The organism is Streptomyces sp. Qhu_M48, assembly GCF_051305195.1.
GTDB lineage: Bacteria > Actinomycetota > Actinomycetes > Streptomycetales > Streptomycetaceae > Streptomyces.
Window position 1 is genome coordinate 1421742 of the sequence record NZ_CP195432.1, and the last position, 19704, is coordinate 1441445.

A 19704-nucleotide genomic window follows, 5' to 3' on the forward strand; every position below is an offset into this window, starting at 1 on the left:
GAATTCGTTCTCCATGTGTGTGATGGTCGGAATACGGCGCCACCGCCGGGTGGCGGACCGGTTCAGCGAGGGCCGAATCAGGCCTGGTGCTTCAGGATGTAGTCGGCAGCGTCGCCGACCGTCTTGAGGTTCTTGACGTCCTCGTCCGGGATCTTGACGTCGAAGCGCTCTTCGGCGGCGACGACGACCTCGACCATGGAGAGCGAGTCGACGTCCAGGTCGTCCGTGAACGACTTGCCCAGCTCGACGTCCTCGACCGGGATGCCGGCGATCTCGTTGACGATCTCGGCGAGGCCTTCGACGATCTGGTCCTGGGTGGCGGCCATGGTGGCGCTCCTTCTTGTGATTGCTTGAGTGAGGGCTTCCGGCAGAACCGGAGTGCCTAGGGGAGGGTAACGACCGTCGCGGCGAAGACGAGACCCGCCCCGAAGCCGATGATGAGCGCCGTGTCGCCGCTCTTCGCCTTGCCGGTCGCCAGGAGTCGCTCCATGGCGAGCGGAATCGAGGCCGCCGACGTGTTGCCGGTGGTCTCGACGTCCCGGGCGACCGTGACGTGCTCCGGCAGCTTGAGCGTCTTCACCATCGAGTCGATGATCCGCATGTTGGCCTGGTGCGGGATGAAGACGTCCAGGTCGTCCGCCGAGATGCCGGCGGCGTCCAGGGCCTGCTGCGCGACCTTCGCCATCTCGAAGACGGCCCAGCGGAAGACCGCCTGGCCCTCCTGCGTGATGGCGGGGAACTTGATCTCGCCGTTCCTGTCGAGCGGCAGCTTCGAGACGTCGCCGACCTGGAACTCGTTCCACGGCACGGTCTGCTTGATGGTCTCGGACTTGTCGCCCTCGGAACCCCAGACGGTGGGACCGATGTGCGGCTCGTCCGAGGGGCCGACGACCACGGCCCCGGCGCCGTCGCCGAACAGGAAGGCCGTCGCGCGGTCCTCCAGATCCGTCAGGTCGCTGAGCCGCTCGACACCGATGACGAGGACGTACTCCGCGGACCCCTCGACGATCATGCCCTTGGCGAGGGTCAGGCCGTAGCCGAAGCCCGCGCAGCCGGCGGAGATGTCGAACGCGGCCGGCTTCCCGGCGCCGATCCTGTCGGCGATCTCGGTGGCGACGGCCGGGGTCTGCTTGAAGTGCGAGACCGTGGAGACGATCACGGCACCGATCTGCTCGGGGTTGATCCCGGCGTCGGCGATGGCCTTGCCCGAGGCCTCCACCGACATGGCGGCGACGGTCTCCTCAGGCGAGGCCCAGTGCCGCGTCGCGATACCGGAGCGCGAGCGGATCCACTCGTCGGACGAGTCGATCGTCTCGAGGATCACCTCGTTCGGCACGACCCGGGTGGGGCGGTAACCGCCGACACCGAGGATCCGTGCGTACGGGGCGCCCTTGCTGGGCTTGATCTTCGACATGCTTCTCGACACTCCTTGTCAGACGGCCGCGTGCTCAGCGATGAGCGTACGGGCCGCGTCCAGGTCGTCGGGAGTCTTCAGGGCGACCGTGGCCACGCCCGGCAGGGCGCGCTTGGCGAGGCCGGTCAGGGTGCCGCCGGGGCACACCTCGATCAGCGCGGTCGCGCCGAGCGCCTGGAAGGTCTCCATGCACAGGTCCCAGCGGACCGGGTTCGCGACCTGGCCGACGAGACGGGCCACGACCTCGGCGCCGTCGGTGACGACCTGCCCGTCCTTGTTGGAGACGTAGCGGGTGGTCGGGGCGGCCGCGGACAGTTCCTTCGCCGCCTGCTCCAGCGTCGCCACGGCCGGGGCCATGTGGTGCGTGTGGAAGGCGCCGGCGACCTTGAGCGCGACGACCCGGCGGACGCCCTCGGGCTTGTCCGCCTCCAGGGCGGCCAGCTGCTCCAGGGTGCCGGCGGCCACGATCTGACCGGCGCCGTTCACGTTGGCCGGGGTCAGGCCGAGCTTCTCCAGGTGCGCGACGGTCGTCTCGGGGTCGCCGCCGAGCAGCGCCGACATACCGGTCGGGGTGATCGCGGCGGCCTCGGCCATCGCGAGCCCACGGCTCCGTACGAGACGGAGCGCGGCGGTGTCGTCGAGCACGCCCGCGAGCGCGGCGGCGGTGAACTCGCCGACGCTGTGACCGGCGACGACGCCGGCGGCACCCGCGGCGGCGGACGTCTCCGTACCGAGCGCGGCGGCGGAGAGCAGTCCGGCGGCGACGAGCAGCGGCTGCGCCACGGCGGTGTCACGGATCTCGTCCGCGTCGGCCTTCGTGCCGTAGTGGGCGAGGTCGAGCCCGATGGCGTCGGACCAGGCCGCGATGCGGTCGGCGGCGCCGGGGAGTTCGAGCCAGGGGGTCAGGAAGCCGGGCGTCTGGGCGCCTTGGCCGGGAGCGACGAGTACGAGCACCCTCACACTCTCTCTTGCGGACGGCTTCGAGCGCCCGTGGGGACAGGGACGAAGAACCGTCGGGGGAATTGTTGGTGTTCGACAAAAGTCTAGGACTGCTGATCTCCGTCGGCCAAGCGTCCCAGGATGAGTGCGATCCGCAGCGTGAACGCGGAGCGGACATCGGAGGGTGACCAGCCGGTGACGTCGGTCACACGTCGAAGCCGGTAGCGCACGGTGTTCGGGTGGACAAAGAGCATCCGGGCCGCGCCTTCCAGGCTGCTGGCCTGCTCCAGATAGACACTGAGAGTTTCCAGCAGCGCCGAGCCCGCTTCTTCCAGCGGTCTGTAGATCTCCTCCACCAGCTGCTCGCGCGCCGAGGGGTCGGAGGCGATGGCGCGCTCCGGCAGGAGATCGTCCGCGAGGACGGGGCGGGGCGCGTCCTGCCAGGCCGAGCACGCCTTCAGGCCCGCTGCCGCCGCCTGCGCGGAGCGGGTCGCGGCGAGCAGGTCGGGGACGACGGGGCCCGCGACGACGGGGCCGGCGGCGTACGGGCCGATCAGGGCCTTCGCCACGGCCAGCGGGTTGTCGTTGCCGCCGGCGATCACCACCAGGCGGTCGCCGAGGACGCCGGTGAGGACCTGGAGCTTGGCGTGGCGCGCCGCCCGGCGGATCGCCTCCACCGTCAGCTCGCTGTCGCCGTCGGGGGCCGTACCGAGGATCACGCACACGTGGTCCGGGGAGTTCCAGCCGAGGGCGGCGGCGCGCGAGACGGCGCCCTCGTCGGCCTCGCCGGAGAGCACCGCGTTCACCACGAGTGACTCCAGGCGGGCGTCCCAGGCGCCCCGGGCCTCGGCGGCCTGCGCGTACACCTGGGCGGTCGCGAAGGCGATCTCCCGGGCGTAGACGAGGAGCGCCTCGCGGAGGATCGACTCGTCGCCGGGGGCGGCGACCTCCTCGATCGCCGTCTCCATGACCTCGATGGTGGTGCGCACCATCTCGACGGTCTGGCGCAGGGTGATGGCGCGGGTCAGCTCGCGCGGCGCCGTGCCGAAGACGTCGGTGGAGATGGCCTGCGGGGTCTCCGGGTGCCGGAACCACTCGGTGAACGCGGCGATCCCGGCCTGGGCGACCAGACCGATCCACGACCGGTTCTCGGGCGGCATCGCCCGGTACCACGGCAGCGTCTCGTCCATGCGGGCAATGGCGTTGGCGGCGAGCCGCCCGGAGGACTGTTCGAGGCGCTTCAGGGTCGCGGTGTGCGGGTGAGGGGCGTTCGTGGGTTCTGGCACGTGGACAAGACTGCCTTATCCGGACGGCGGCGTGCGGGGCCGGGGCGGGTTCGCCTCCGGCGCGGGCGCGGGGCACGGTGCGGACCGGGGAAGGGCGGGGGCGCGGGGCGGAGCCGGGACGCCGGGCGGCGGGGTCGCCGGTCCGGCCCGGGAGGCCGCACTACCGTAGGGCGGGTGATACGCATTCAGCGCGCGGGGGAGCGGTACCCCGGGGGTGACCCGACGGCCGGGATCGAGACCCGGCACGCCCTGTCCTTCGGGGCGCACTACGACCCCGACAACCTCCGCTTCGGCGCCCTGCTCGCCTGCAACGAGGAGCGGCTGGCGCCCGGCGCGGGCTTCGAGGAGCATCCGCACAGCCACACCGAGATCGTGACCTGGGTCGTCGAGGGCGAACTCACCCACCACGACACGGCCGGTCACACCACCGTCGTCCGGCCCGGCGACGTCCAGCGGCTGAGCTCGGCCGGGGGCGTCCGCCACGTCGAGCGCAACGACGCCGCCGGGCCCCTGACCTTCGTGCAGATGTGGCTGGCGCCGCTGTCGCCGGGCGGGGAGCCCTCGTACGAGGTGGTGCGCGGGATCGGGGACGGTGTCCCGTACGACCTCCCGGCGGCGTACGCGCGGCTGTGGGTCCACCGTCCGGCGGCGGGCGGGCGCGTCCCCGTGCCGGCCGCCGACTTCGCGTACGTCCATGTCGTACGCGGCACGGTCCGCTTCGGGGACGGGAGCGGGGCCGAGGAGCTGGGCCCCGGCGACGCGGCCCGGTTCACCGGCAGCGGCGGGGGCCCCGCTGCGGTGGCCACGGCCGACGCGGAGGTCCTGATCTGGGAGATGCGGGACCGGCGCAGGGCGCCGGGCGCGGGCTGAGGGACCGGGGCGGAGGAGGTGCGGCCCTTCAGGCGAGGGCGCTCTTCGCCTTCCACCGCTCCCAGCTCAGGTTCCACGCCCCGTAGCCGTTGCCCTCGGCGACCGTGCCCTTGGTGTCCCTGCCGGTGATCTCGAAGGGGTCGCCGACGTTCACGGAGGCGTAGAAGGAGGCGGCGTTCTCGTCGCTCATGCCGATGCAGCCGGAGCTCATGTTGGCGTTGCCGAAGTACCTGGCGTTCCACGGGGCGGCGTGCGCGTACATCCCCGACCAGGTCAGCCGCATCGAGTAGTCCACGTCCTTGTCGTACGCGTCCCCGAGCCCGACCGTCTCCGAGTTCATGTTGATGGTGCCCTCCTTCGCCATCAGCACGGCGGTGCCCCGCCAGGACCGCTTGTCGCCGCCCGGGGTGCCGCCGGAGACCGGGATCGTGCGGACCGTGCGGCCGTCCCGGTCCACCGTCAGCCGGTGGGCGTCCAGGTCGACCTTGACGATCTGCGCGGCGCCGATGGTGAAGCCGGTGCGGTAGTCCCGTACGAACCAGCCGCCGCCCGAGTCCGTGCCGTCGAGGTCGGCCTCCAGGGTGACCTTGGTGCCGGGCTTCCAGTACTCCTTGGGACGCCAGTCCGCCCGGTCCCGGCCCGAGTGGTCCCTGACCCAGCCCCAGGAACCCTCGGTCGCGTTCGACGTGGTGACCCTGAGCTGCCTCTCCACGTCCGCCTTCCGCGTCACCGGGAGGTCGAAGACGATCGAGAGGGGGTGGGCGATGCCGACCGTGGTGTTCTTGCCGGGGGCCAGGGTGACCTTGTTGACCTTGTCGGCCTCGGGGGTGGTGAAGGCGGACTCGGTCGTCGTCTCCCTGCCGTCGGCGGTACGGGACGTCACCTCCACCGTGTACGACGAGCCGGGCGCCGCCTTGCGGTCCGAGACCCAGCGCGCGCCGCCCGCGCCCGTACGGCCGGTGAGCGAACCGCCGTCCGCGTCCACGACCTTCACCGCGGATATCGTCCCGCCGGACGCGGTCACCGTCACGGGCCGGCCGGCCGCCGGGTCCACGACCGTGACCTTCGCCGGCGGAGCCTTCGACGCCGGCGCCGCGTCCTTCGCGGGGCCGCTCGCCGCCTGCGCCGAACAGGCGGTGAGGGAGACGCTCAGCGCCACCGCCGCGAGAACGGGACGAGGGGTGCGTATGCGCAGCACGGAAGACCTCCGCAGGTGTGAGGAGTGGGTGGGATGTTCCGGACTCTAGGACGGCGCCGGTGCCCGACGGCCCGGTGAGGGCCATGTGACGGGGGCTGCGGCGGAACGGTCATCGTCCGGTCACATTCGCCGCGCGGCGCCGTCGAATTCGGCTGTGAGCCTGCTGTGCGCCCCACCACCGAGGGGCGGAACAAGGAGGCTCTCGTTGTGTCAGCCCTGCTCGTGACGGCAGCACCCGCCGAGCGCCGCACCCTGCGGCTCGGCCCCGTGTCCCCGGAGGTCTACCGCGCCTTCCTCGCCTCCCGCACCGGCGCGGACGGGCCCAGCTTCCTCCAAGTCCCCGCCTGGGCACAGGTCAAGAACGGCTGGTGCCACCAACTGGTCGGCTGGGGGCCGGAGTCCGGCGGCCTGACCGGTGTCGCCCTCGTACTGCTCCGGCCCTTCCCCGGCACCCGGAAGTACTTCGCCTACCTCCCCGAGGGGCCCGTCGCCGACTGGGCCGACCCCGACCTCGACGGCTGGCTCGCCCCCCTCCTCGGACATCTGCGCGCCTCCGGCGCCTTCGCCGTCCGGATAGGTCCCGGCCCCGCCTACCGGCGGTGGAACGCCGCCACCGTCAAGGCCGGTTCGGGACCGGGCCGCCGCCTCTCCGACGTCCTCGCCGACGAGGTCGACCCGCTCGGGACCGCCGTCGCGGAACGGCTCCGGGCGCGCGGCTGGCGGCGCTGCGGCGGCGCGTCCGAGGACGGGGCCGACGCGCAGCCCCGGCACGTCTTCCAGGTGCCGCTCACCGGCCGTACCCCCGACGACCTGTGGACCGGCCTCAACCAGGAATGGCGGCGCAACGTCCGCAAGGCCCGCAAGTCCGGTGTCGAGATCACCGTCGGATCCGCCGCCGACCTGCCCGAGTTCTACCGCCTCCTCCGCGTCACCGAGGAACGCGACGGGTTCCGGCTCGGCCGCTCCCTCGCGTACTACGAGCGCCAGTACGCCGTCCTCAACGCCGAGCACCCCGGCCGCATGAAGCTCTACCTCGCCCGCCACGAGGGCGAGACCCTCGCCGCGCACACCATGGTCACCGTGGGCGGACGCGTCTGGTACCAGACCGGCGCCTCCGCCGACCACCGCCGCGAGGTCCGCCCCTCCAACGCCCTCCAGTGGCGGATGATGCTCGACGCCCACGCCCTCGGCGCCGCCGTCTACGACCTGCGCGGGGTACCCTCCACCCTCGATCCGGGCGACCGCGCCCACGGGCTGCTGCGTTGGAAGCTCGGCACGGGCGGACAGGTCGTCGAGACGCTGGGGGAGTGGGAGACACCGATGCAGGGGACGACCAACCACGCGCTGTACCGCGCGTTCCAGGCGTACCTGGCGCGCCGGTGACGGCCACGGTCGCCGCCGGCACCGGCACCACCGACACCACCGGCACCACCGACACCGCCGAACGCCCCGGCGGACGCCGGGCGAAGGCGCCGTCCGCGCTGCGCAGCGGCGCGCTCATGGCCGCCGGGTCGCTCGTCTCCCGCGCCACCGGCTTCGTCCGCGCCTCCGTCGTCGCCGCCGCGCTCGGCGCGGGCTACGTCGCCGACGGCTACGCGGTCGGCAACACCGTCCCCACCATCATCTACACGCTGCTCCTCGGCGGCGCCCTCAACGCCGTCTTCGTCCCCGAACTCGTCAAGGCCGCCAAGGAACACGCCGACGGCGGCGTCGCCTACACCGACCGGCTCCTCACCCTCTGCGCGCTCGCCCTCACCGCCCTCACCGCCGGCGCCGTCCTCGCCGCGCCCCTGCTCGTCGACACGTACACCGACTACACGGGCGAACGGCGCGAGATGACCCTCGCCTTCGCGCGCGCGTGCCTGCCGCAGATCCTCTTCCTCGGACTCTTCACCCTCCTCGGGCAGGTCCTCAACGCCCGGGGCCGCTTCGGCGCCATGATGTGGACCCCCGTCCTCAACAACGTGGTCGTCGTCTCCGTCTTCGCCCTCTTCCTCGTCGTCAGCGACGGCGGTACGCTCACCCCCGGCGAGACCTCGCTCCTCGGCTGGGGCACCACCGCCGGCATCGCCCTCCAGGCCCTCGCCCTCGTGCCCTCGCTGCGCGCCGCCCGCTTCCGCTGGCGGCCCCGTCTCGACTGGCGCGGCAGCGGCCTCGCCGAGCCGCTGCGCTCGGCCGGCTGGCTGGTGCTGCTCGTCCTCACCAACCAGGGCGCGTACTGGGTGACCACCCTGCTCGCCACCTCGGCCGGCGACACGGTGAGCGGCGGCGGCCTCGCCGCGTACAACAACGCCTATCTGCTCTGGTCCGTCCCGCACGGCATCATCACCGTCTCCCTCGTCACCGCGCTGCTGCCCCGGATGAGCGGCGCCGCCGCCGACGGCGACCTCACGGCGGTCCGGCGGGACGTCTCGTACGCCCTGCGGACCAGTTCGGCGGCGGTCGTCCCGGCGGCCTGCGCGCTCCTCGCGCTCGCCGTACCGCTGATGACGGTCGTCTTCCGGTACGGGGCGACCAGCGACGACGACATCCGCACGATGTCCTGGATCCTCGTCGCCTTCGCGCCCGGTCTCGTCGCCCTCTCCGGGCAGTACGTGTGCGGCCGCGCCTTCTACGCCCTGCGGGACACCCGCACCCCATTCCTGCTCAACCTGGTGACGGCGGGCCTCAACGCGGCGCTCTCCTTCGCCGCGTACCACTCCCTGCCGACCCGCTGGGCCGTCGCCGGCATGGCGGCCGGGTACTCGCTCGCGCTGTGGGTGGGCTGGGCGCTGACGGCGTTCGCCCTGCGGCGACGGCTGGGCCGGGGCCCGGGCGGCGGTTCCGTCCCCGCCCTCCTGCGGCTGCTCGTCGCCGCCGTGCCCGCCACCGGGTACGCGCTCCTCGTCACCGACCTCACGGGCCCGGCCGGGGCGGTACCGGCGGGGCTGGCCGGCGCGCTGACGATCCTCGCGGTCTTCGCGGTCCTGTCCCGTCCCCTTGGGCTCACCGAACTCCAGGCCCTCCTCGCCTCCGCCTCGGGCCGCCTCACCCGCCGGAGGTGACCGACGCCGGGCCCGTGTTCCGCCGTGCGTCGCCCACCCCCGCCCCGGTCCGGTTCCACTCTCTCCCCCTTGGGATACTCCACAGATGCCCCGCGTGCTCCTGATAGAAGACGACCCCTCCGTCCGCGAGGGCGTCGAGCTCGGGCTGCGGCGCCGCGGTCACGAGGTGCGCACCGCGCCCACCGGCGAGGCGGGGCTCGACGCGCTCGGGGAGTTCCGGCCCGACCTGCTGCTGCTCGACCTGATGCTGCCCGGCATGAACGGCGTCCAGGTCTGCCGCCGGGTCCGCGAGAGCAGCCAGCTGCCGATCATCATGCTGACCGCCCGCGGCGACGACTTCGACGTCGTCATCGGCCTGGAGGCCGGCGCCGACGACTACATCGTCAAGCCCGCCCGAACCGAGGTCATCGAGGCCAGGATCCGGGCCGTGCTCCGCCGTATCGAGGAGCCCGGGAGCGGCGGCCGGAGCGCCGTCGAGTTCCACGGGGAGCTGGCGATCGACCGGGCCGGTCTCACCGTCGCCAAAGCGGGGGAGCGCATCGCCCTCGCCCCCTCCGAGCTGAAGCTGCTGCTCCATCTCTCGGCCGCGCCCGAGCAGGTCTTCAGCCGGCAGCAGCTCCTCGAACACGTCTGGGAGCACAGCTACCACGGGGACGCCCGGCTGGTCGACGCCTGTGTCCGGCGGCTGCGGACGAAGATCGAGGACACCGGCGAGCCGCGCTACATCCAGACGCTGCGGGGCTTCGGCTACCGCTTCGGACCGCTGTGAAGGCCCGCGTCAGCCCGGAGCCGGACACCGGGGACAGGAGAGGGGCCAGGGACACCGGCCACCGGGGCGCGTCCGGCCGCGCGCGGCGCCGCGAGGCCCGCGGCCCCCGGCTGCGCCCGCACCCCTTCGGCCTGCGCACCCGGCTCGTCCTCGCGTTCCTGCTCGTCGCCGCCGTCGGCTGCGGCACCACCGCCGCCCTCACCTACCGGGCCGCCCGCAGCGCGATCCTGGAGCAGACCCAGGACACCGCCGTCTCCGCGTTCCGCGAGCAGGTCGAGGCGCTCAACACCCCGCTGCCCGTCGACGCCGACACCCTGCGGTCCTCGCTCCTGATGATCGCCCGCCAGGGCAAGCCGCGCCCCTGGCGCGTCTACGCCGAGTACGGCTCCCTCCGCGTCTCCTCCACCGACCGGCCCACCTCCTCCGTCATCACCCCGGAGCTGCGCGCCCGCGCCGCCGCCCAGACGGTGCCGCACGGCAGCTTCCAGCGGGTCGTCAAGGGCGGCACCCCGTACCTCACGATCGCCGTCCCCGCCGTCTTCCTGACCCACTCCGCCCAGGGGCCGCCCCAGCACACCGGTCTCGTGCTCTACGCGGTGATGGACCTCGGCGCGGAGGAGGCGAACGTGGAGGCCATGGTCGCGGCAGCCCGCGACGGCGCACTCCCCGCCCTGGCCATCGCCCTGATCCCCGCGCTGATCGCCGCGCGGGGCGTGCTCCGGCCCGTGCGGGAGCTGCGCCGCGCGGCCCACAGCATGGGGCGCGGCCGGCTCGACACCCGTATCCACGCCAAGGGCAGCGATGAACTCGCCGATCTCGCCCGGACGTTCAACGAGTCCGCCGCCGAGCTGGAACGTTCCGTCACGGAGCTCCGCAACGCCGAGGCCCGCGCCCGCCGCTTCGCCTCCGACGTCTCGCACGAACTCCGCACCCCGCTCGCCGGGATGCTCGCGGTCACCGAGGTCCTCGACGAGGACGCCGGGAGCCTGGACAGCGACACGGCCCGCGCCGTCCGGCTGGTCAGCTCCGAGACCGGGAAGCTCGCCGTGCTCGTCGAGGACCTGATGGAGATCTCCCGCTTCGACGCGCGCGCCGCCGAACTCCACACCGACGAGGTCGACGCCGCCGACTGCGTCCGCAAGACCCTCCAGCACCGGCACTGGACCGACCCGGCGCAGGTCGTCCCGCACCTCGCCGAGGGGATCAGGGCCCGCCTCGACCCGCGCCGCTTCGACGTCGTCGTCGCCAACCTCGTCGGCAACGCCCTGCGGCACGGCGGGGCGCCGGTGACGGTCCGGCTGTACGCCGAGGGGGACCAGCTGGTGACGGAGGTCGCCGACCGGGGGCCCGGCATCCACCCGGACGTCCTGCCGCACGTCTTCGACCGCTTCTACAAGGCGGACCGGGCCCGTACCCGCTCGGCGGGCAGCGGCCTCGGCCTCGCCATCACCCTGGAGAACGTACGGCTCCACGGCGGCACCGTCACCGCCGCCAACCACCCCGAGGGCGGGGCCGTCTTCACCGTACGGACGCCGCTGTGAACCGCCGCGCGGCCGTCGCGGCGCTGCTCGCCCTGCCGGCGCTGGCGGGCTGCGGCATCCAGGAGACCGACGTCGTCGAGGCGGGCGGGGCGGCGACCGTCATCGTCCAGCCGATCCCGGAGGACCGGATCGTCCTCTACTTCCTCGGCCCCGACGGCCGGTCGATGCCGGTGGCCCGCGACCCCCAGAGCCCCGTGGGGGTGCCCACCTCGTCGGACGGCTCGGAGGACGGCCGGTCCCCCTTCGACGGCTTCGGTCCGGACTACGAGATGTCCGCCGACGACCTGCGCCGTTCGGGGACCGGTACCGACAAGGTCCTCGCCATGCTCCTGGCCGGACCCCGGGCCGACGAGGCGGCCTTCGGCATCACCACCGCCCTGCCGGGACCCGGGGCCGGGGCGCCGCACGTCGTGCCGGCCGACGGGACCACCCCGGTGGCCCGCCGGCTGCTCCGGCTCCGGGCCCCGTTCCCCGTCACGAGCCTTTCGGAGGCGGCCGTCCGCCAGCTGGTGTGCACGACCGCCTACTCCTCCGACCCGGCCGGCCTGGTCGACGTCTCCGTCAGCGGCCCCGACGGGATGCTGCCCACCGCCCGCTGCGACGACTGACCGGGCTCCCCCGATGGGCCTCAGCGCGCCCGCAGGTCCGCGAGGACCGCGTCCGTGAAGGGCGGCCAGGCCTCGACCGCCCACGCCCCGAAGGGCCGGTCGGTGAGCGCCACGCACGCGGCCCGCGCGTCCGGGTCGATCCACAGGAACGTGCCGGACTGCCCGAAGTGGCCGAAGGTACGCGGCGAGGAGGTCGCGCCCGTCCAGTGCGGGGACTTGCCGTCACGGATCTCGAAGCCGAGGCCCCAGTCGTTCGGCCGCTGGTGCCCGTATCCGGGCAGGATGCCGGTCAGGCCGGGGTACGCCACGGTCATCGCGTCCAGGACGGTCCGCGGGTCGAGCAGCCGGGGCGCCTGCACCTCGGCGGCGAAGCGCACCAGGTCGTCCACGCTCGACACACCGTCCTTGGCGGGCGAGCCCTCCAGCGTCGTCGACGTCATGCCGAGCGGCTCCAGGACCGCCTGGTGGAGGTAGTCGGCGAAGGGGATGTCGGTCGCCTTGGCGACATGGTCGCCGAGCGCCTCGAAACCGGTGTTGGAGTAGATCCGGCGGGTGCCGGGCGCGGCCATGACCCGGTTCTCGTCGAAGGCGAGCCCCGAGGTGTGGGCGAGGAGGTGGCGCACGGTCGCCCCCTCGGGCCCGGCCGGCTCGTCGAGCTCGATGGCCCCCTCCTCGTACGCGACGAGGACGGCGTACGCCGCGAGCGGCTTGGTCACCGAGGCGAGCGGGAAACGCCGCCCGGTGGGGCCGTGGACCCCGGCCAGGGTGCCGTCCGCGCGGACCACGGCGGCGGCCGCGGTGGGGACGGGCCAGTTCTCGATCGACGCCAGGCTCGGCACGCTGCTCTCCATGGGGCCGAGCCTACTTGCCCTACTTGCTTCGAGTGCACTCCAACGTTTTAGCGTGGGGGCATGAGCGTGATCGCGAGCACGAGCGGTACCCGGGCGCACCACACCATCAGCGAGGTGGCCGCCCTGACCGGCCTTTCGGCGCACACCCTGCGCTGGTACGAACGGATCGGCCTCATGCCGCACGTCGACCGCTCCCACACCGGCCAGCGGCGCTTCACCGACCGGGACCTGAACTGGCTGGCCTTCGTCGGCAAGCTGCGGCTCACCGGCATGCCGGTCGCCGACATGGTCCGGTACGCCGAGCTGGTGCGCGAGGGCGATCACACCCGCGACCAACGGCGCGAGCTCCTGGAAGCGACCCGGCGGGACGTCCTCTCCCGGATCACCGAACTCCAGGACACGCTCGCCGTGCTCGACATCAAGATCAGCCACTACGGGACCGCATGCGGAGGAACACCTTCATGACCAGCGTGACCAGGATCGACACCGTACGTCTCGGCGGCCAGGACGGACCGGAGATCGGCGTCCAGGGCTTCGGCTCCATGGGCATCAGCGAGTTCTACGGGGACACCAACGAGGCCGCCGCCCGCGACACCCTCGAAGCGGCCCTGGAGGCCGGCGTCACCCTCGTCGACACCGCCGACATCTACGGCAGCGGCGCCAACGAGGAGTTCCTCGCCCCCTTCCTCGCCGCCCACCGCGACGAGGTCACCCTCGCCACCAAGTTCGCCATCGAGCGGCGCGCCGACGACCCCGCCTACCGGGCCGTCCGCAACGACCCCGCGTACGTCAGGCGCGCGGTCGAGAACAGCCTGCGCCGCCTCGGCATCGAGACCATCGACCTCTACTACATGCACCGGCGCGACCCGGCGGTCCCGTTCGCCGAGTCCGTCGGCGCGATGGCCGAGCTCGTCCGGGAGGGCAAGGTCCGCCACCTGGGCCTCAGCGAGGTCACCGGGCCCGAACTCCGCGAGGCCCACGCCGTCCACCCGATCGCCGCCCTCCAGTCGGAGTGGTCGCTCTTCTCCCGGGACGTCGAGCGCAGCGCCGTCGGCGCCGCCGCCGAGCTCGGCGTCACCTTCGTGCCGTACTCGCCGCTCGGCCGGGGCTTCCTGACCGGGTCGTTCGCGGACGCCACCAAGGACCTGTCCGGCGGCGACTTCCGCCGCCACCAGCCCCGCTTCACCGGCGAGAACGCCGAACGCAACGCGGCCCTCCTCGACCCGGTCCGGAAGATCGCCGCCGCCCACGGGGCGACCCCGGCGCAGATCGCCCTCGCCTGGGTCCAGCAGCGGGCCTCCGTCCACGGCCTGACGGTCGTCCCGATCCCCGGCACCCGCAAGCGCGCCCGCCTCCAGGAGAACGCGGCCGCCACCCGCATCGTCCTCACCGCGGACGAACTCGCCGCACTGGAGCCGATCGCCGACCGGGTGGCGGGCGACCGCTACCCGGACATGAGCTCCACGTCCGCGGCGCGGGAGGCCTGAGGCGGGACGCCGTACGCCGCACCCCGGGCCCCGGGGGACCGGTCGCCCCCGGGGCGTCACGCCGGCCCCCGTTCGCCCCCGGGCCGTCACGCCAGCCCCAGGGCGAAGACCGCGAACCCCGCCGCGAGCACCCCCGCCAGGGTGCGGCGGGCCGGGCCGCTCCTCGTCCACGGCGACTCGAAGCCCCGGGCGTACCGGCCGATCAGGACGAGCAGTCCGGCGAAGACCGGCATCCAGGCGAGCCGGGCCAGGATCCAGCCGGCCGAGTCCGGCGCCCCGACGAGGCCCGGGACCTCCCCGAGGTACGAGGCGGGGATCGCGGCCGTGAGCATCGCCGTCTGGTGCCAGCACAGGATCGTCATCGCCGACAGGTTCACGACCACGACCGGCGCCCAGACCGCGGGCCGCCTCAGGAGCCTCCCGAGCCGGTCCCGCAGCAGGATCGCCGCTCCGCCCTGCGCGGCGGCGAGGGCGAGGACGAGCAGCGACGGCGGGTGGGAGTTGGTGCGGGCCTCGCCGGGGACGCCGACCATCGACGCCGGGTAGCCGAAGGCCAGCAGCAGGGCGGCGAAGAGCGCGGCCCCGCCCAGCAGCAGCGCCCAGGCGTGCCTCCGGGTGACCCGGCCCTCGCCCCAGGAGACACCGAGCTGGTACGCGAACAGCCAGCCGGGCAGGATGTTCAGCAGGCTCAGCCAGGACGGCACGGCGTCGGCGTACGGCCCGTACCGCAGGAGGTCGACGACGGCGACCGAGCCGAGCAGCGGAGCCGCCGCCCAGACCCCGAGGCGGCGGGCCGCCCGCACGCACAGCGGGGTGAGGGCCGTGACCACCGTGTACACCCCGACGAACCAGAGCGGCTGGATCACCAGCGTGGACGCCGTCCGCAGGGTGTCCACCGGCACCCCGACCCCGAAGTGCAGTACCGGCAGCACCGCCGCCCACACGGCGGTGACCCCGAGGACCGGGCGGCCGAGCCGGGCGAGGCGGCTCTTGAGCCACTCGCCCGCGGAGCCCTTGCGGCCCCGGTACGACAGGACCGAGGCGTAGCCGCCGACCAGGAAGAAGATCCCCAGCATCTGGAGGACCCAGCTGACCGGGGCGAGGCCCGCGAACGTGCCCAGCGGGCTCGCGTTGTGGATCGCCCCGTCGGAGGAGAGCGTGAACCCGCCGAGCAGCCAGTGCCCGGTCGGCACGGCGAGCAGGGCCAGGGCGCGCAGCCCGTCGACCGCCCGGTCGCGGTGGGCCGGGGTGCCGGACTCGATCCTCCGGACCATCGTCGTCAGCGTGCTCATCGGACGTCCCCCGCGGCGATCGCGGCGAACGTGCGGAGGGAGGCGGTGCCGGGCGCGAAGTAGCCGCCGTGGCCGGCGGCGTCCTCGGCCGGGACCCGACGGGCCCCGAAGGCCGGGTCGGTGGGGTCGGCGCCGTGCCCGAGGCCCGCGAACTCGACGTGGGGGATCCGGTCGATCCAGTCGGTGGGATCCTTCGCCGCCCAGACGCGGGCGGAGGTGCCGAGCTCGCCGACGTGCTCGGCGCGCATCCCGGGGGAGCCGAGGACGACCAGGTCCTTGGCCTTCAGACCGTGGGCGGCGAGGCCGCAGACCACGGAGCCGTAGCTGTGGCAGAACACGGACGGCTCGGCCGCGCCGACCGCCGCGAGACCGTCCGTGAACCGGGTGAGCCGGTCGGCTCCGGCCTCGGCGAGACGGCCGGTGGCCGCGTCGAGGCCGACGCCGACGGGGGTGGTGTACCCGGCCCAGGCGACGACCGCCGTACGCCCCCCGGTCGCCCGGCGCAGCTCGGTCGCCATGTCCGCCAGCGGCCGAACGTGGTCCGCGTCCACGTCGGAGCCGGGCACGATCACCGCCACGTGCCCGGCCCGCGCCAGGTCCCCGAACACCAGGGCCACCTGCCCCCGGCCGCGGGCGTCGTGGGCGAGGACCCGCGCCCCGCCGAACTCCCCCCGCGTGGAGCGGGCGTTGGCCTCGTACCGCAGCTCCAGGGGCGCCCCGTCGAGGTTCCCGACCACCGTCGGGTGCGTCCGGGCCAGCTCCCGCTGCCGTACGGGGCTCAGCCCGGCGAAGAACCGCGCCACCCCGGCCGGGTCAATCCGCTCCGGGTCAGGCAGCCCCGCCGCCCGCCACGCGGCCGTCCCCGCCGGCGCGCCGGTCACGGCCTCCTGGCTGTTCCCGGACGCCCACCCGGCCGTCCCGCCGACCACGGCGGTCACCAGGGCCGCGGTGATCAGGGTCCTCGAAATGCGGCGCATGGGGTCGCCCTCCCTCTCCGGTACTCGCTCGTTCGCTGGCGAGAGGAAGGTAGGAAGAGGACGGGTGACGGCACGTCACACCGGGGGGCCAACTCCCGACCGGTACCCGGGTAGGGGGTGGACGAGCGGTCAACACCAGCGGAGGGGTGGGGGTGTCCCCCGGGGGCAGGCGGGAGTACGGATGATTCCCGCAGGTGAGGCGGGTGAGGGGCGGGACCGGCGCCGAGGTGGCCCTCGGGGTGCGCGGAGGCCCCGGGGGCGTGGCCGACCCGTCAGGTCGTACCCGGGGTCACCAGCCCCGACTCGTACGCGAAGACCACCGCCTGCGCCCGGTCGCGCAGGTCCAGCTTGGCGAGGACCCGGCCGATGTGGGTCTTCACCGTCTGCTCGGCGAGGACCAGATGGTCGGCGATCTCCTGGTTCGACAGGCCCCGGGCGATCAGTTCGAGGACCTCGGTCTCGCGTGGGGTCAGGCCGTTCAGCCGGAGCGCCGTGGTGTCCCGGCGCGGCGCGGGCCGGGAGGCGGCGAAGTCGGCGATGAGACGGCGGGTCACGGACGGTGCGAGCAGCGCCTCGCCCGCCGCCACCACCCGTACCGCACCGATCAGATCGGCGGGCGGCGCGTCCTTCAGGAGGAAGCCGGAGGCACCCGCGCGCAGCGCCTCGTACACGTAGTCGTCCACGTCGAAGGTGGTCAGCATCAGCACCTTCGGCCGGTGCGTGACCCCGACCGGCGGGTGGAGGATCTCCCGGGCGGCGGCGAGCCCGTCCAGCTCCGGCATCCGCACGTCCATCAGCACCACGTCCGGGTGCGTCGAGCGCGCCACCTCGACGCCCCGCCGGCCGTCCGGCGCCTCGCCCACGACGTCGATGTCGGGCTGCGCGGCGAGCAGCGCGGCGAAACCCGCCCGCACCATGGCCTGGTCGTCGACGATGATCACGCGGATGGTCACTCGGGGTCCTTCGTACGCAGGGGAAGCCTGGCCGCGACCCGGAAGCCGCCGTCCGGCAGCGGCCCGGTGTCGAGGGAGCCGCCCGTCAACCGTACGCGCTCCCGCATGCCGACGAGCCCGTGCCCGGTACCGGACGCGCCCCGCTCCACCGCGGAACGCCCCTCCAGCGACGGCCCGTTGACCACGAGCACCGTCAGCCAGCCGTCGTCCGCCCGGACCGACACCCGGGTCGACGCCCCCGGCGCGTGCCGCACGACGTTCGCGAGGGCCTCCTGCACGATCCGGTACGCGGAGAGGTCCACCGCCTGCGGTACGTCCCCGAGGTCGGCGGCGAGCCGCAACTCGGCCGGCACCCCGGCCCGTACCGTCGCCTCGACCAGCTGCTGGACCCGGTCCAGGCCCGGCTGCGGGGCCCGCTCGCCCTCGCCGCCGTCGCTGCGCAGCACGGACAGCAGCCGGCGCATCTCGGCCAGCGACTCGCGCGCGCTCGACGCGATCGAGGTGAACTCCTCGCGGGCCGCGTCCGGGAGGTCCGGGATGCGGTACGGGGCCGAGTCGGCCTGCACGGTGATCACGGACATGTGGTGGGCCACCACATCGTGCAGCTCGCGCGCGATCCTCGCCCGCTCCTCCAGGAGCGTGCGGCGGGCCCGCTCGGCCTCGCTGATGGTCTCCTGCTCCACGAGCCTGCGCTGGGCGTCCCCACGCGCGCGTACCGCCGAGGTGAGGAGCAGCAGCACCCCGCTCAGGACGAGCAGCAGGGTGTGGACGCTGGTGTACCCGGCCGGCCGGAACGCCTCCAGGACGTACCCGGCCACGCCCGTCGCCAGCCAGACGCCGAACAGGGCCCGGCGGGACTCGCGCAGGCCGAGCGCGATCATCAGCGCGCAGTAGCCGACGACGATCGGCGGGGTCCAGGGCCACAGCTGCGCGCGCGGGCCGTCCGAGGCGAGCAGGACGAGCGCGCCGAGCACGTCGGCGGCGAAGATGATCCACCACGCCTGGAGTGGGCGGCTGACGGCGAGCAGCAGCGGCGCCGTCTGCGCGGTGCCGATGGCCCCGGCGAGGGCCCCGTTGACGCCGTAGTCCCCGGAGAGGAGGTGGACGGTGGTGGGGAGCAGCGAGGCGACGAAGGCGACGGCGACGGCGTACGGCAGCAGCCGTACCCACCGCGAGGAGGCCTCGGCGAAGAGCGGCGCCCCGTGGGTGGTGGGGGTGGTGAGCGCGGTGCCGAGCCCCTGGAACATCTCGCGCGTCCGGGTGCTGAGCCGACCGGGCCCGCCGAGCTGCTGGAGCCGACTCGGCCGACCGGGCGGGCTCGACTGTCGGTGGGGTGGCGGCTCGTGCCGCGGTTCGGTAGCCATGACCCGCTCAGGGTAGGCAGCCGCCCGGCCCCCGGACGTCATACCGGGGACCGGGCTCCGGCCTGATACCGGGGTATGACACCCCTCCGGAAGGTCTCTCGCCGATGGGGCCGGGCGCGCGGCGGGACACCCGCTACAGCTCGGCCAGGAGCTCCGCCTTCTTCGCCGAGAACTCCTCGTCCGTCACCAGTCCCGCCCGGTGCAGTTCACCCAGGTGCCGAATCCTTTCGGCCACCGCCCCCGGCGCCGCGACGCGGACGGGCACGCGGTCCGCGCTCCTGATCGCCGCCAGGACCGCCGCCGCGAAGGGGAGGGACAGGTGCACCGGCCCGTACCCCAGACCGAAGACGACGGAGGCGGGGTCCCGGTCGGGCTGGGACGCCCGGGGCTCGCCACCCCGGGGCACCAGGCGCAGGTGCCCGTCGAGCACGTCCGGCGAGCGCCACTCGACCCCGCAGAGGTCCCGTACATGGAAGAACTGGTCACCCGCCTTCCACTTCTCGGAGGACGCCCCCGTCCAGGACCAGCGGAACGTGACCTCCGACTGCCCGTCGAAGCTCGCCTTCCCGTCGTACGCCTTGAAGGACTGCGGACCCGACGGCGGCGCGACCAGGAAACGGTCGGCGGGCGGCACGTCCAGGACGCTCGACGGACCCGGGGCACCCGAGGCGTCCTCGGTGTACAGCGTCCCCGCGGCCCCGGTCGTCCCGCCCGTCCCCGGCACTCCCCCCGCTCCACCTGTGCCGTCGGCTCCGTCGGCTCTGCCCGCGTCCGCGAGAAGCGTCCGCAGCTCGTCCCGGTAGTACTCGGCGAGCGTCTCCTTCTCCGCCGGGAGCACCAGGCGGTACGGATCGCTGTTCTCCGGGAGCTGTCCCGCCGCCGCTTCCATCAGGGGGTCGGCGCCGGGCCTCGGCACGGCGTGCAGAACGACGGTGCCCCGCTTGCCGGGCGTGAGCGTCACGGACGCCAACGCCTCGTGCGGTACCCGTCGTTCGCGCAGCGCACTGAGGAGCTTCGGCGTGCGGTTCCCCCGATCGAAGCGGATGAGGAGGGCGTCGCTCTCGAACTCCCAGGTGGCATGATTTCCGGCCAGCTCATCACCCATACGCCT

At 73.8% G+C, this 19704-nt stretch carries 19 protein-coding genes; 8 read left to right on the forward strand and 11 right to left on the reverse strand.

Annotated elements, in window-relative coordinates:
* Positions 1-77: 77 nt before the first annotated feature.
* The 4 genes from ACRRSS_RS06705 to fasR all read right to left on the reverse strand — a co-directional run bounded on the left by ACRRSS_RS06705 (position 78) and on the right by fasR (position 3639).
* Positions 78-326, reverse strand: coding sequence for an acyl carrier protein (locus ACRRSS_RS06705; RefSeq protein WP_030220891.1), 249 nt, complete (start codon positions 324-326; stop codon positions 78-80).
* A gap of 56 nt (positions 327-382) precedes the next feature.
* Positions 383-1414 (reverse strand): ketoacyl-ACP synthase III, encoded by a 1032-nt coding sequence (locus ACRRSS_RS06710; RefSeq protein WP_435970296.1) that lies wholly within the window; start codon positions 1412-1414, stop codon positions 383-385.
* Between the two features lie 18 nt (positions 1415-1432).
* The gene (locus ACRRSS_RS06715) at positions 1433-2368 is read right to left on the reverse strand and encodes an ACP S-malonyltransferase (protein ID WP_435970297.1); all 936 of its coding nucleotides are present in this window, start codon (positions 2366-2368) and stop codon (positions 1433-1435) included.
* An 89-nt stretch (positions 2369-2457) separates the two neighbouring features.
* Positions 2458-3639 carry a fatty acid biosynthesis transcriptional regulator FasR gene (gene fasR, locus ACRRSS_RS06720; RefSeq protein ID WP_435970298.1) on the reverse strand — a complete coding sequence of 394 codons (1182 nt, stop codon included), beginning with the start codon at positions 3637-3639 and terminating at the stop codon, positions 2458-2460.
* A gap of 174 nt (positions 3640-3813) precedes the next feature.
* Between fasR and ACRRSS_RS06725 the strand changes: the two genes are divergently transcribed.
* A complete protein-coding gene (locus ACRRSS_RS06725) occupies positions 3814-4509 on the forward strand; it encodes a pirin family protein (protein WP_435970299.1) in 696 nt (231 codons plus the stop codon).
* Positions 4510-4537: 28 nt separating this feature from the next.
* On the opposite strand, the gene ACRRSS_RS06730 is transcribed toward ACRRSS_RS06725, so the two are convergent.
* A complete protein-coding gene (locus tag ACRRSS_RS06730) occupies positions 4538-5707 on the reverse strand; it encodes an Ig-like domain-containing protein (RefSeq protein ID WP_435970300.1) in 1170 nt (389 codons plus the stop codon).
* A gap of 207 nt (positions 5708-5914) precedes the next feature.
* Here ACRRSS_RS06730 and ACRRSS_RS06735 point away from each other — a divergent pair, with 207 nt between their 5' ends.
* The 5 genes from ACRRSS_RS06735 (at position 5915) to ACRRSS_RS06755 (ending at position 11669) form a co-directional block, all read left to right on the forward strand.
* On the forward strand, positions 5915-7090 hold the full coding sequence (locus ACRRSS_RS06735) for a lipid II:glycine glycyltransferase FemX (RefSeq protein ID WP_435970301.1): 1176 nt from the start codon (positions 5915-5917) through the stop codon (positions 7088-7090).
* Positions 7087-8751 (forward strand): murein biosynthesis integral membrane protein MurJ, encoded by a 1665-nt coding sequence (gene murJ, locus ACRRSS_RS06740; RefSeq protein ID WP_435970302.1) that lies wholly within the window; start codon positions 7087-7089, stop codon positions 8749-8751. Before ACRRSS_RS06735 ends, murJ begins: the two co-directional genes overlap by 4 nt.
* Positions 8752-8836: 85 nt before the next feature.
* Positions 8837-9520 carry a response regulator gene (locus ACRRSS_RS06745; RefSeq protein WP_435970303.1) on the forward strand — a complete coding sequence of 228 codons (684 nt, stop codon included), beginning with the start codon at positions 8837-8839 and terminating at the stop codon, positions 9518-9520.
* Entirely contained in the window at positions 9517-11061 is a 1545-nt protein-coding gene (locus tag ACRRSS_RS06750) for an ATP-binding protein (RefSeq protein ID WP_435970304.1), read from the forward strand. The genes ACRRSS_RS06745 and ACRRSS_RS06750 overlap by 4 nt, the downstream gene beginning before the upstream one ends.
* Positions 11058-11669 carry a hypothetical protein gene (locus tag ACRRSS_RS06755; RefSeq protein WP_435970305.1) on the forward strand — a complete coding sequence of 204 codons (612 nt, stop codon included), beginning with the start codon at positions 11058-11060 and terminating at the stop codon, positions 11667-11669. The genes ACRRSS_RS06750 and ACRRSS_RS06755 overlap by 4 nt, the downstream gene beginning before the upstream one ends.
* A gap of 20 nt (positions 11670-11689) precedes the next feature.
* On the opposite strand, the gene ACRRSS_RS06760 is transcribed toward ACRRSS_RS06755, so the two are convergent.
* On the reverse strand, positions 11690-12520 hold the full coding sequence (locus ACRRSS_RS06760; protein ID WP_435970306.1) for a serine hydrolase domain-containing protein: 831 nt from the start codon (positions 12518-12520) through the stop codon (positions 11690-11692).
* A 60-nt stretch (positions 12521-12580) separates the two neighbouring features.
* Here ACRRSS_RS06760 and ACRRSS_RS06765 point away from each other — a divergent pair, with 60 nt between their 5' ends.
* Together ACRRSS_RS06765 and ACRRSS_RS06770 are read left to right on the forward strand one after the other, a co-directional pair.
* Positions 12581-12985, forward strand: coding sequence for a MerR family transcriptional regulator (locus ACRRSS_RS06765; RefSeq protein ID WP_435970307.1), 405 nt, complete (start codon positions 12581-12583; stop codon positions 12983-12985).
* Positions 12982-14007, forward strand: coding sequence for an aldo/keto reductase (locus ACRRSS_RS06770; protein ID WP_435970308.1), 1026 nt, complete (start codon positions 12982-12984; stop codon positions 14005-14007). The genes ACRRSS_RS06765 and ACRRSS_RS06770 overlap by 4 nt, the downstream gene beginning before the upstream one ends.
* An 86-nt stretch (positions 14008-14093) precedes the next feature.
* On the opposite strand, the gene ACRRSS_RS06775 is transcribed toward ACRRSS_RS06770, so the two are convergent.
* The 5 genes from ACRRSS_RS06775 to ACRRSS_RS06795 all read right to left on the reverse strand — a co-directional run bounded on the left by ACRRSS_RS06775 (position 14094) and on the right by ACRRSS_RS06795 (position 19698).
* Positions 14094-15299 carry an acyltransferase family protein gene (locus ACRRSS_RS06775; protein ID WP_435970309.1) on the reverse strand — a complete coding sequence of 402 codons (1206 nt, stop codon included), beginning with the start codon at positions 15297-15299 and terminating at the stop codon, positions 14094-14096.
* Positions 15296-16276 (reverse strand): alpha/beta hydrolase, encoded by a 981-nt coding sequence (locus tag ACRRSS_RS06780; RefSeq protein WP_435970310.1) that lies wholly within the window; start codon positions 16274-16276, stop codon positions 15296-15298. The genes ACRRSS_RS06775 and ACRRSS_RS06780 overlap by 4 nt, the downstream gene beginning before the upstream one ends.
* Before the next feature lie 272 nt (positions 16277-16548).
* Positions 16549-17229, reverse strand: a complete 681-nt coding sequence (locus tag ACRRSS_RS06785; RefSeq protein ID WP_435970311.1) for a response regulator — start codon at positions 17227-17229, stop codon at positions 16549-16551.
* A complete protein-coding gene (locus tag ACRRSS_RS06790; RefSeq protein WP_435970312.1) occupies positions 17226-18593 on the reverse strand; it encodes a sensor histidine kinase in 1368 nt (455 codons plus the stop codon). The genes ACRRSS_RS06785 and ACRRSS_RS06790 overlap by 4 nt, the downstream gene beginning before the upstream one ends.
* 133 nt (positions 18594-18726) lie before the next feature.
* The gene (locus ACRRSS_RS06795; protein ID WP_435970313.1) at positions 18727-19698 is read right to left on the reverse strand and encodes a DUF4429 domain-containing protein; all 972 of its coding nucleotides are present in this window, start codon (positions 19696-19698) and stop codon (positions 18727-18729) included.
* Positions 19699-19704 lie beyond the last annotated feature (6 nt).